Origin of the sequence: uncultured Paenalcaligenes sp. (assembly GCF_947630565.1) — a bacterium.
Lineage (GTDB): Bacteria > Pseudomonadota > Gammaproteobacteria > Burkholderiales > Burkholderiaceae_B > Paenalcaligenes > Paenalcaligenes faecalis.
The window spans coordinates 66,797-78,234 of sequence record NZ_CANRIC010000005.1 but is presented as its reverse complement, the minus strand read 5'-3'; the positions used below and the strand labels follow the sequence as shown (position 1 = coordinate 78,234).

Sequence of the window (11,438 nt, the reverse complement as noted above, 5' to 3'; positions counted from 1 at the left end):
TAAAAACTGCTTGTGGCGCACGTGCTGATTGAATATATCTTGCCGCGTTTTGCGGCAACGTCTTACATCCTCCACCTAAAGAAGAGGTTTTCGACGTAATCTGATAAAAACTGTTCCCCTACCGTTACTTTTTTTACACCATCACCCTATCTGACATAAAACACATCAAATAGAGCGTTATAACAAATTAAGGCAAGATGGCAACGTGTTCAAGACCAGTGTTTTCAGCCAAACCAAACATCAAGTTCATATTCTGTACCGCCTGACCTGATGCGCCTTTGACCAAGTTATCCTGCGCCACCATGATGATTAATTGATCATCATGACGTTGTAGAGCAATACGAATTTTATTTGAAGCACGCACAGAACGCGTTTCAGGTACAGACCCTGCGGGCATAACATCCACAAAATATTCATTTGCATAGTGTTTTTCGTACAGTGCCTGAAAATCAGTATCCATTGCATCTGGCTCAATACGCACATAAATAGTGGAAAACATGCCGCGAATCATAGGAACTAGATGAGGGGTAAAGGTTAACTTAACGTCTTTCCCAGCATTCAACAGTTTTAACTGTGCGGCAATTTCAGGGTGATGACGATGACCGCCTACACCATAGGCTTTAAAGTTATCGCCGGCCTCTGAGAATAAGCTCCCCACAGCGGCTTTACGCCCCGCCCCAGAGACACCTGATTTACAGTCGGCAACGACACGGTTTTCAACTAAAGGCTGAGCATGCCCCCACAACGGAGCAGTACCCAAGAGCACGGTCACAGGATAGCAGCCAGGATTACCAATCACACGTGCCGTCGCAATTTTGTCGCGATTGACCTCGACCAAACCATAGACTGACTCCGCAAGAACATCTGGGCAAGCATGCGGCATTTTGTACCATTTTTCGAAGACAGCTGTGTCTTGAAGGCGAAAATCGGCAGCCAAATCAATCACTTTTACGCCAGAATCAAGCAAAGCTTGCGCCTCATTCATTGCCACACCATGGGGCGTAGCAAAGAACACCACATCACACTGATCAAGCTTGGCCTCATCGGGGGTCTGAAAAACGGCATCTACGTGACCACGAAGGCTAGGGAACATATCAGCCACTGGCATACCGGATTCTTGGCGTGATGTCACGGCCGTTACCTGAGCATGCGGATGCTGAGCCAATAATCGTAATAATTCCACACCGGTATAACCGGTAGCGCCAACAATACCAACATTAATTTTGGCAGGCTGTGCAGACGTAGACATAGTTCCCCTTTGAGTGATGCAAAAAATAATTCAACAATCTATTTATAATATAGGAAATGAATTTTTTTTGGGCATTAAACGCTATTTTTATCCTACTAAAACAAAAAACCCCGACCAAGGTCGGGGTTTTTTCGTCTCGATATAGCGAGCGCAGAACAAAAAACGAATTAACGTTTGCTGAACTGTTTGCGACGACGAGCTTTGTGGAAACCCACTTTTTTACGCTCAACTTCGCGTGCATCGCGAGTAACCAAGCCAGCTTGTTTAAGAGCTGTTTTTAGTGTCTCGTCGAAGTCGATCAAAGCACGAGTAATACCGTGACGTACTGCACCAGCTTGACCGCTTTCGCCGCCGCCGTGTACGTTAACTTTGATGTCGAAAGATTCAACGTGCTCTGTTAAAACTAAAGGCTGACGCACAATCATGCGGCCTGTTTCACGAGCGAAGTACTCATCTACAGGTTTACCGTTAACAACGATAGCGCCTGTACCTTTTTTGATGAATACGCGAGCCACCGAAGATTTGCGGCGGCCAGTACCATAATTCCAATTACCGATCATGACCTGTCCTTAGATATCCAGCGGTTTAGGCTGTTGTGCAGAGTGTGGGTGCTCTTCGCCAGCATAAACCTTGAGTTTCTTGGCCATGGCGTAACCCAATGGGCCTTTGGGGAGCATGCCTTTGACGGCTTTTTCAATTGCGCGACCAGGGAAACGTTGCTGCATTGTTTCGAAGTTGGTCTCTTTGATACCACCAACATAACCAGTATGACGGTAGTATTTTTTATCCTGTAGTTTGTTACCGGTAACGCGGATATCAGCTGCGTTAATAATTACAATGTAATCACCAGTGTCAACGTGCGGAGTGTATTCAGGTTTGTGTTTACCACGTAGGCGGCGTGCAACTTCGCTGGCCACACGACCGAGGACTTTGTCCTTGGCATCAATCACAAACCACTCACGACGGACTTCATGTGGTTTGGCCACAAAGGTCTTCATGATAGGTTCCTAATAAAAAGGCATTACGCCATATAAATAATGTTTTAGTCAGCCTGCCAAGACGTTATAGTTCGTCCGTGCATTTAAAGATGACTAAACCGATGGATTTTAACACAAAAAAGATAAAGTCCATAAAAAAACCTCCAATTAGCTATAACTGGAGGTTTTTGACCACAAATAACGTCGTATTAACGATTGCGGTTAGCTAGAGCTAAGCCTAGGTAGTTGTCGTAAGACCCTTCGGCTACGCGGAACCAAGGCACGACTTCGTCACGGAAGCCCATGTAGTTTTCAAGAATACGTTTAAAGCGCTCGTCTTTATCACTGAATTCTTTGTAAAGCTGATTGGCGGCCTCGAAGGAAGCATCCATGACATCGCGAGGGAAGGCTTTTAGTACCGCACCGTTCGCAATCAAGCGACGCAAAGCACCTGGGCTTTGGGAGTCATACACGGTTAGCATTTTATCGCCCGCCGCACGAGCTGCAGTAGCAACTAAAGCTTGGTATTGCTTTGGTAGCTCATTAAATGCGCCGTCGTTGATGTATAAGGACACCTGAGCGGAGCCCTCCCACCAACCGGGATAGTAGTAATATTTAGCGACTTTTTGTAGACCTAATTTTTCATCATCGACTGGGCCTACGAACTCTACGGCATCCAAAGTCCCTTTTTCCAAGGAAGGATAGATATCCCCTGGAGGTACCTGCTGGGGAACTACGCCAAGACGGGCTAGAACCTCGCCGGCAAAGCCTGCTGTACGCATTTTTAGACCTTTTAGGTCTTCGATGGACTTAATTTCTTTGCGATACCAGCCACCCATTTGCGTACCGGTGTTACCGAATGGGAAGTTGATGATGCTGCGCGTTGCGAATAGTTCGCGCATGAGTTTCATACCATCGCCTTCGTACATCCAGGCATTCATTTGGCGAGAGTTCAAACCAAATGGAACAGCTGTATCAAAACTGAACGAAGGATCTTTTCCGTAGAAATAGTACGAAGCGGTTTGGCCAGCCTCTACGGTACGGTTTTCAACCGCGTCCATGACCTCGAAACCAGGAACGATCTCACCGGCAGGGTATAGACGAATAGAAAAGTTGCCATCAGAGGCCTCTTCGACCATTTTTACGAATAATTCAGCCGCAGAAAATAAAGCTGGTAAAGAAGGACCATAGGTCGATGTCATTTTCCAGTTAATTTTGGGAAGGCTTTCAGCAATTGCTGGGGCGCCTAAGGCGGCGGAACCAGCTACAGCAGTTAAGCCGGCTTTTTTTAGAAATGAACGACGCTGCATCGCGTAGATCCTCCGTTGCGTTCTGTTAATAAGTGACCTAATTTAAACTAGGTCGATGCCTGATCATACACTGTGCTTACACATTCTGTAACTAGGGTTTGCATAGGGATGGGCCCGATACAAGTAGCAATTATCGCTAATTACCAGCTACCGCCATCTGCTCAATCAACACCGATCCGGCTTCTTTACCACCGCGAACTAGTCGATCTGCCCCTACTGCACTGATTTGTTTAAACATCTGGGCCAGATTGCCGGCAATCGTGATTTCCTCTACGGCATGCTGAATCTCGCCATTTTCAACCCAATAGCCAAAAGCACCGCGCGAGTAATCACCCGTCACATAGTTAATGCCCTGCCCAATCAATTCAGTTACATATAAACCCGTACCCATTTTTTTAAGCATGGCGGTCAAATCATCACCTGCTTGGGTTTGGGTAGAGACTAAGCGTAGATTATGCGCACCACCCGCATTACCCGTCGTTTTCATCGCTAATTTACGTGCGGTATAACTGGATAAAAAATACCCCTGTAGCACTCCACTGTCTACCACAGTGCGTGCTGAAGTACGGACACCTTCGGAATCAAAGGGAGCACTACCCAAACCACCTTGTAGATGAGGGCGCTCTATGATTTGAATGTGTGGGGAAAAAATCGGCTGCCCCAGCTGATCCAGTAAGAATGTCGTTTTACGATAAAGCGCCCCGCCACTACTAGCTCTAACAAAAGAGCCTAATAAGCCGGAAGCCAATGAAGCATCAAACAAAACGGGATATTTACCTGTTTTAATGCGTCGTGCATTCAATCTAGCCAACGTGCGCTCTGCTGCAACACGCCCAATTTGTTCTGGGCTGTCCAGTAAACGTGGTTTACGAGCCACAGAATACCAGTAATCACGCTGCATCCCATTTTCATCCGACGCGATGGGTGACGCCGAAATGCTGTAGCGACTGTATGGATATCCACCTAAAAATCCTCGGCTGTTACCCATCACAAAATGCCCCATATTGGTATCTACTGAGGCGCCTTCACTATTCGTAATTAACGGGCTGTATTCCAATGAAGCCTGTTCAGCACGCAGCGCTAAACGAGCCGCCGCATCTGCATCTATTTGCCAAGGGCTATATAAGGACAAGTCAGGGTACTGCAGGGCTAAGTCTTGCTCGTCAGGTAGGCCCGCCACGGGGTCCTCTGCGGTATAACGAGCAATATGCCACGCCGCTGCCACGGTTTCCTGAACCGCTTTAGGAGAAAAATCAGAGGTTGAGGCCGAGCCCCGCTTATTACCTGCAAAAACCGTTACACTGAGAGAACGATCACGAGTTTGCTCTACGGTTTCTAAGTCTTGATGGCGTACAGCAACAGATAACCCTTGGTTTTCTGCCACTTCTACTGCGGCATCAGATGCCCCTAATTGCTTGGCATGGTGTAATACATCATCCACCAACTGACAAAAGTGGGATTGATTTTTTGAAATGGGCAAAAAAGAAATAGAAGACTGGCTCATGGATACTCTTTAAAATGAAGCGGACATCTAAACCGCTGGTACTTATTTTTTATTATGACCGAAAAACAGTTAGAACCCGATGATAATGGCTACTACGGCCCTAGCAAATCGCAAGTTAAACGCGATATGCATGCGTTGCAGGACTTAGGTAAACAGTTAATTGACCTGTCCAATGAAAAGCTCAATAAGCTAAGCCTAAACGATAACCTGTTAACAGCCATCAAAGAAGCCCAGAACAGCACGGCTCGCGAGGGCAAACGTCGCTTATACCAATATATTGGTAAGTTAATGCGTTTTGAAGACGCCGATCGTATCCGACATCAACTCGACATATGGGAAAACGGCTCTAAACAACAAGCCAAAGCCATGCATCGCATTGAGGCGCTACGTGACGTCCTACTGCGTGATGATAACGCGTTGACCCAATTTTTTGATGAATTCCCTCAAATTGATCCACAACATTTTCGTACCCTAGTACGAGGCGCTAGACGTGAGGCTCAACAAAATGAAGCCCTTACTGAGGGTAAAGAGCCTGTACGTAAGCACTACAAACAGCTATTTCAAGCGATTAAAACCATTGTTGAACAAGCGGAGAAAGCATGACGACCGAATTAGAGTGCATTGAAATTGGCACATCGACTCAACCTGAGTTTTCAGTTATTTGGCTACATGGTTTAGGGGCTGATGGCAATGATTTCGCCCCTATTGTTCCCGAACTCGGTGTAGATCATTTACCTATACGCTTTATTTTCCCTCATGCTCCGGTCATGCCCATCACCATTAACGGCGGCATGCCAATGCGTGCTTGGTATGACTTATACATGATGGATTTAGTCCGCCACGAGGACGAAAAGGGTTTACGTGAGTCTCAGCAGCTAGTCAATGCCATTATTGCTCGCGAAAATGCTCGTGGTATCCCAACAGAACATATTGTATTAGCGGGTTTCTCTCAAGGTTCAGCCATGACGTTACAGTCCGCCTTGCGCCTAGAGGAAAAACTAGCAGGCATGATTTGTTTATCTGGGTATCTTCCCCTAGCCAAAAAGGTAGAGGCAGAACGCCATAGTGCAAATCAACATACGCCTATTTTTATGGCTCATGGGACACAAGACCCAGTGGTTCCGGTCTTACGTGCCGAAGAATCACGCGATTTGTTAACTGAGCTAGGCTATGACATCGAATGGCACACCTACCCCATGCCCCATTCCGTGTGTGCCGAAGAAGTCCAAGCTATTGGGGCTTTTTTAAAGCGTGTCTTCGTTAAATAACCCACTGTTATTGGGCTGATTTTGGCTCGTCCATCCCATCCGAGTTCGGCGGGCCAAATGATTTACTCGTCTATGGCTTGGGTCAAGTCTAGCCAGACTCGACGCAGGCCAGGATCATACTTATCAATATCATTGTTAAAGCCTAACCGCTTTAACAAACCCAACATACCTTCGTTAGTTGCCAATACATACCCATCAATATAACTAAGCCCTTGGCGTTTAGCTGCCTCGATGATTGCCCTCATTAATTGAGACCCCAAACCATGACGCTGCCAATCATCGGCTACCACCAAAGCATACTCCGCCCCCCGCCCATCATGATTACGTAAGTAATGCACAAACGCGATCACTTTATCTGCACTTTGATCTGCGTCCACAATATCAGCGCTGGGTACTGTTGCAATGAGGGCGAGCTCCCGACTGTAATCAATACGAGTGTAACGCGCCAACATCGATGGTGATAACTCACGCATCATTGATACAAATCGCATATAGCGCGACTCGGTGGATAGCCCCCGTACAAAATCCTGTAAGGCTTGTGCATCCTCGGGGCGTATAGGTCGTAATACCCATTTTTGCCCTGTAGAAAACTGATGGTGCTGTACCAGATGACGTGGATAAGGATGAATCATCATATGACGATAACCCGTGCTATCTATGGGTGATGAGTCCGCGACAAAAGGATATAGCTCCATACGAACTTTAGAGCAATACAAGCCACTTGGACTTAGCCACAGCGGATCAATTTGAATACTCTTAATTTCAGGCAGCTCACTAATCAGCTCAGAAAGCTTTTCTAAGGCCTGCTGTAATTGCCTAAATACATCCTCACCCGCTACGTTATGCAAGCGCTCATGCCAAATAAAGGAGCGCTCAATCAGGTGACGTGCCAAGTTACGGTTTAATGGGGGCAGTTCTACCGCTGTCCGATTGCTAATGAACTCCAGATTACCTGCTACGGCTCCAAAAATAATAAAAGGACCATACAATGCATCGGTATACATGTGAATACAGGTGGGCTGCAACGTCGGAACGGTATAGGGCTTAGCCTGCGATAAAATCGGCACATGATAACAAGCCAATAACTGGGCGCTATCCATTTCATCCACATGCTCTACCCCTTGTTGCTGCAGCTCCCGCACTAACTGCCGTGCCGCATCACTATTCGCTGGACGCCCCAGTGGATAAGCAGGAATAATTTGCTGCGCTAGTTGCTGACTATAGTGATAAGAAGCCAGCGTATTTAACGCATCCATGGCAGCATCAGGCGTACGTAATGCCGCCATGCCTGCCTGCTCTAAGCGTTGGCGCAAACCTCGCATCGAGTCTTCGCCCACTAAGCAGGTAATGAGGGGTTTATAGACTTTTTTACTTAATTGAATCAGGCTATCCGTAATAGCGGCCACGTCTGCATAAGGGTCTGGTGCTAATAACACTAAAATGCCATCAACCTGTCGATCTTTTGCTAAAGCCGATATAACGTGCTCTACAAACTCTGTAGTCCAAGGCGCGTAGCGCACAATAGGGTTACCTAACTGATCATTCGCTAGGGCAATCTCGGCCAATGCATCTACCGTCTGTGGCTCTAGCGTCGCGGTGTGTACCGTAGAGCCATAACGCATAATATCGACGGCTAGCTGTGCAATGCCATCACCATTAGAAAGCATGGCTATACGTGAACCTTTTAACCTGCGCTGTAGGCTGAGAATTTTAACTGCAGCATACAACTGCATTAAATAACGTACTCGTATTGCACCGGTACGACGCACTAAAGCACTAAATACCTCTTCGCGGGCTCGCATCTCTTTGCTCTGATCTGCGCCCCCAGCCTTTAATACAATAATGGGCTTAGCGGCAGCGGCGGCATAAAGCGCACTTGCAAACTGTTTGGACGTAGGGTGACTATGCAAATAAAGAACAATGCTGTCACTTTGCTTATCGACCGCTAAAAAATCCAAAACCGTAGCCAAATCCACATCGGCCTCATCACCTAAGTCCAAGACGGCCGAGAAACCCACATTCGCATCCACAGCCCAATCCAAAATAGCAGTGGTTAACGTTCTCGATTGAGAAACCAACGCCACTTTGCCTTTTTTAGGCAGTTGAGTCTGTATACTCAAATTCAAATCCGTGCCGGGTCGAATCAACCCAAAGGATCGCGGACCTAATAATAAACAATGGTGCTGTTTAGCCCATTGCCGTAACTCGTGTTGAAAAGACGCACTATACGGCAGGCTAGACGGGTGTGTTAGCAATAATAAGGCTCTGGGTGCATAACGCTCTATCTGGGCTAAAACAAGGCTTAGCTCTGGTGTAGGTACACAGACTACCGCCAAATCCAAACGTCTATCATGATTAAGCGGCTCTGGCCATTGCGTATAATCCGCTGGTAACAACACGGTTTTGTGCCATTGTGCTGCCGTAGAGCAAATCGGCTCCATACCCTCGTCTGTACGGATAACAAGTACAGACTCTGGATCAAATAAGGCCGCTAAGCGGTGACGTAAAATCATAAATATTGTCCGTTTTCGCGATATTGCGAGGTTTGCTCTGCGCAAAGCCGCCGACTCTATTAAAATAAGAGCAAATACAGCCCGTCCTAGCGCGGGATACTAATCATTCAGGCTTATTGTAATTATGACTACTACTATTCGCACCCGTTTTGCCCCCTCACCCACTGGCTTTTTACACTTGGGTGGGACTCGCACTTCGTTGTTTTCATGGGCCTTTGCTCGCCACCATAAAGGGGTTTTCGTATTACGTATCGAAGACACTGACGTAGAACGCTCCACCCCCGAAGCCGTTGAGGCTATTTTACAAGGTATGAGCTGGTTAGGCATGCATGCTGACGAAGGGCCTTTTTACCAAATGGAGCGCACAGAACGTCATCGCGAGGCCATTAACGAACTACTAGAAAAAGGCCGCGCTTACTATTGTTATAGCACCCCTGAAGAAATCGAAGAAATGCGTGAAAAAGCCCGCGCAGCAGGATTAAAGCCTCGTTATGATGGTACATGGCGCCCCGAAGAAGGCAAAACCCTACCCGCTATCCCCGCTGACCGCAAACCAGTGATCCGCTTTAAAACCCCCACCGAAGGCGTCACGTCTTGGGATGACATGGTCAAAGGACGTATCAGCTTTGCTAACGAAGAACTAGACGACTTAATCATTGCCCGCCCTGATGGCACCCCTACCTATAACTTTTGTGTAGTGGTCGATGACTGGGATATGGAAATCACTCACGTTATTCGTGGCGATGACCACGTTAACAATACCCCGCGCCAAATTTTAATCCTAGAGGCACTGGGTGCGACGGTGCCACAATATGGTCATGTTCCTATGATTCTAGGCCCAGACGGAGAAAAACTATCTAAGCGTCATGGTGCAGTCAATATTATGGACTACGAGGCAGATGGTTATTTGCCTGAGGCCATGTTGAATTATTTAGCTCGTTTGGGTTGGAGTCATGGCGATGATGAGATTTTCTCTGTTGAGCAGTTTGTAGAGTGGTTTGATACCAAAAACCTAAGTGGCTCTCCATCACAGTGGGACCCAAAAAAATTAAACTGGGTGAATGCGCATTACATTAAGCAACGCAGCAGTGCTGAACTGGCCGATATGGTGGCGCCACGTATCGAAAAACTGGGTGGCAACCCTAACGCGGTAAATTTAACTGCCGTCATGGATCTACTTAAAGACCGCGCCGAGACATTAAATGCACTAGCCAAAGATGCCATGCTGTTCTGTGGCTCCTTTAGCCCTGCAGACCCTGAGCTACAGGCAGAGGTTCTTACGGACGAGGCAAAAGCCCTATTAGCTGACTTTGCACAACGTTTGTCTGTTGTCTCTGATTGGGATACGGCCACAATTGCTGCAGTAATCAAAGACACCCTCGCTGCCAATGAGGTCAAAATGCCCAAACTGGGGATTCCCGTACGTGTAGCAGTGACAGGTCAAAAACAAACCCCAGCTGTGGATGCTGTCTTGGCACTCATTGGCAAAGAAACAGTACTAGAGCGTTTACACGCCCTATAAAACCTAAAAAGGAAGTCGATAACCAGGAGAGGTGCGTTCAGTGCTGTACTCAACGCCCTCTGCGCTACGTAACCGCAATTTATCAGCACTGCTGTGGCTGATGCCATAGCGGTTCGTATAAATAGGGTCCTCGGCATCTACGGACACCCCATTGGACTCCAGCGTTTTCATGACTAGCTGATCACCGTCTCGCCACCAGCAGCCGCTTTCGCTTAATCCTTGTGAGGGCTGACGGGGGCGTTTTAATTGTTCGGTATACAACATGCGACCATCGGCCTGTAGCGTAAACAAGGTACGTAATTCCCCGACCACCCCTTTTTCAGTGCGCTTATTTAGCCAATTACCAATTAACGCCTCGTCAGCTGCGACCGGCTGGCACACTAAATCCGATTTTTTTTCTGGAGCGGGTGCTGGCGCGGGTGGATACGTGCTACACGCTGCAACCACGCTACCCAATACGATCACCCCTAATCCGCGTAATACACGTAATGGCCTCATAACCACGTCCTTTTGATTAGTACTAAAAGTTAATTTTAGCCTAAGCCTGTCTAAAGCCCTAGCTACCAAAGCTAAAACAAAGGTAACTGCATCTGATTTTTAATTTCCTTTAACACCACAATGGTGCGGGTTTGTCTGACCCCAGGCAAATTAAAGAAAAAACGATGCATAAAATCATCATAGCTTTCTGGGCTGGCCACTACTATTTTTAATAAAAAATCAGCGTCTCCTGTAACGGCATAGCAAGCCAAAATTTCAGGCGTATCACGTACGGCCTGAATAAAATTATCCACCATGGTCGCGGAATGCCGATCCAGACTGATTTGCGTAAACATACAGCTCTGTAAGCCAACTTTATTACGATCCACAGCAGCATGATATCCAGTAATCACTTTCTGTTCCTCTAGGGCTTTTATCCTGCGCCACACAGGAGCCACAGACAAACCGACTTGGTCAGAGACCTGTTGCGCTGAAGCGCGACCGTCTTTTTGCAAATATTCAAGTATTTTTAAGTTAATCGTATCCATTTATCCTCCTTTACGAAATAATTATTTCGTTTGTAAGGGATTTTACGCAATAACTACGCAAAAATAACCC

11 protein-coding genes are annotated in these 11,438 nt (G+C 47.0%); 3 read left to right on the top strand and 8 right to left on the bottom strand.

Annotation, left to right across the window (positions count from 1 at the left end; genetic code table 11):
* Positions 1 to 187: 187 nt before the first annotated feature.
* The 5 genes from argC to pmbA form a co-directional block, all read right to left on the bottom strand.
* Entirely contained in the window at positions 188 to 1,249 is a 1,062-nt protein-coding gene (gene argC / locus Q0Z62_RS02235; RefSeq protein ID WP_298050421.1) for an N-acetyl-gamma-glutamyl-phosphate reductase, read from the bottom strand.
* A gap of 167 nt (positions 1,250 to 1,416) precedes the next feature.
* A complete protein-coding gene (gene rpsI, locus Q0Z62_RS02230; protein WP_269901271.1) occupies positions 1,417 to 1,809 on the bottom strand; it encodes a 30S ribosomal protein S9 in 393 nt (130 codons plus the stop codon).
* Between the two features lie 9 nt (positions 1,810 to 1,818).
* Positions 1,819 to 2,247 carry a 50S ribosomal protein L13 gene (gene rplM / locus Q0Z62_RS02225; protein WP_269901270.1) on the bottom strand — a complete coding sequence of 143 codons (429 nt, stop codon included), beginning with the start codon at positions 2,245 to 2,247 and terminating at the stop codon, positions 1,819 to 1,821.
* Between the two features lie 188 nt (positions 2,248 to 2,435).
* Positions 2,436 to 3,536, bottom strand: coding sequence for a TRAP transporter substrate-binding protein (locus Q0Z62_RS02220; RefSeq protein WP_269901269.1), 1,101 nt, complete (start codon positions 3,534 to 3,536; stop codon positions 2,436 to 2,438).
* 136 nt (positions 3,537 to 3,672) lie between these two features.
* Complete coding sequence (gene pmbA, locus Q0Z62_RS02215) at positions 3,673 to 5,040, bottom strand: metalloprotease PmbA (RefSeq protein WP_298050418.1); 1,368 nt, start codon at positions 5,038 to 5,040, stop codon at positions 3,673 to 3,675.
* Between the two features lie 54 nt (positions 5,041 to 5,094).
* Here pmbA and yjgA point away from each other — a divergent pair, with 54 nt between their 5' ends.
* Both yjgA and Q0Z62_RS02205 read left to right on the top strand, forming a co-directional pair.
* Positions 5,095 to 5,643 carry a ribosome biogenesis factor YjgA gene (yjgA, locus tag Q0Z62_RS02210; RefSeq protein WP_269901267.1) on the top strand — a complete coding sequence of 183 codons (549 nt, stop codon included), beginning with the start codon at positions 5,095 to 5,097 and terminating at the stop codon, positions 5,641 to 5,643.
* Positions 5,640 to 6,308, top strand: coding sequence for a dienelactone hydrolase family protein (locus Q0Z62_RS02205; RefSeq protein ID WP_269901266.1), 669 nt, complete (start codon positions 5,640 to 5,642; stop codon positions 6,306 to 6,308). Before yjgA ends, Q0Z62_RS02205 begins: the two co-directional genes overlap by 4 nt.
* A 62-nt stretch (positions 6,309 to 6,370) precedes the next feature.
* Here the strand turns inward: Q0Z62_RS02205 and Q0Z62_RS02200 are convergent, their stop codons facing one another.
* Complete coding sequence (locus Q0Z62_RS02200) at positions 6,371 to 8,821, bottom strand: GNAT family N-acetyltransferase (protein WP_298050410.1); 2,451 nt, start codon at positions 8,819 to 8,821, stop codon at positions 6,371 to 6,373.
* A 124-nt stretch (positions 8,822 to 8,945) separates the two neighbouring features.
* Here Q0Z62_RS02200 and gltX point away from each other — a divergent pair, with 124 nt between their 5' ends.
* Positions 8,946 to 10,343: a glutamate--tRNA ligase gene (gene gltX, locus Q0Z62_RS02195; RefSeq protein WP_269901264.1), complete on the top strand. Its 1,398-nt coding sequence runs from the start codon at positions 8,946 to 8,948 to the stop codon at positions 10,341 to 10,343.
* Between the two features lie 3 nt (positions 10,344 to 10,346).
* Here the strand turns inward: gltX and Q0Z62_RS02190 are convergent, their stop codons facing one another.
* Together Q0Z62_RS02190 and Q0Z62_RS02185 are read right to left on the bottom strand one after the other, a co-directional pair.
* A complete protein-coding gene (locus tag Q0Z62_RS02190) occupies positions 10,347 to 10,841 on the bottom strand; it encodes a hypothetical protein (RefSeq protein WP_298050407.1) in 495 nt (164 codons plus the stop codon).
* Positions 10,842 to 10,912: 71 nt separating this feature from the next.
* Positions 10,913 to 11,368, bottom strand: coding sequence for an Lrp/AsnC family transcriptional regulator (locus Q0Z62_RS02185; protein ID WP_298050405.1), 456 nt, complete (start codon positions 11,366 to 11,368; stop codon positions 10,913 to 10,915).
* Positions 11,369 to 11,438 lie beyond the last annotated feature (70 nt).

Coding starts and splice junctions, on each gene's coding strand:
- yjgA (WP_269901267.1), top strand. CDS start 5,095: ATGACCGAAAAACAGTTAGAACCCGATGATAATGGCTACTACGGCCCT.
- Q0Z62_RS02205 (WP_269901266.1), top strand. CDS start 5,640: ATGACGACCGAATTAGAGTGCATTGAAATTGGCACATCGACTCAACCT.
- Q0Z62_RS02190 (WP_298050407.1), bottom strand. CDS start 10,841: ATGAGGCCATTACGTGTATTACGCGGATTAGGGGTGATCGTATTGGGT.
- argC (WP_298050421.1), bottom strand. CDS start 1,249: ATGTCTACGTCTGCACAGCCTGCCAAAATTAATGTTGGTATTGTTGGC.
- rplM (WP_269901270.1), bottom strand. CDS start 2,247: ATGAAGACCTTTGTGGCCAAACCACATGAAGTCCGTCGTGAGTGGTTT.
- pmbA (WP_298050418.1), bottom strand. CDS start 5,040: ATGAGCCAGTCTTCTATTTCTTTTTTGCCCATTTCAAAAAATCAATCC.
- gltX (WP_269901264.1), top strand. CDS start 8,946: ATGACTACTACTATTCGCACCCGTTTTGCCCCCTCACCCACTGGCTTT.
- rpsI (WP_269901271.1), bottom strand. CDS start 1,809: ATGATCGGTAATTGGAATTATGGTACTGGCCGCCGCAAATCTTCGGTG.
- Q0Z62_RS02220 (WP_269901269.1), bottom strand. CDS start 3,536: ATGCAGCGTCGTTCATTTCTAAAAAAAGCCGGCTTAACTGCTGTAGCT.
- Q0Z62_RS02200 (WP_298050410.1), bottom strand. CDS start 8,821: ATGATTTTACGTCACCGCTTAGCGGCCTTATTTGATCCAGAGTCTGTA.
- Q0Z62_RS02185 (WP_298050405.1), bottom strand. CDS start 11,368: ATGGATACGATTAACTTAAAAATACTTGAATATTTGCAAAAAGACGGT.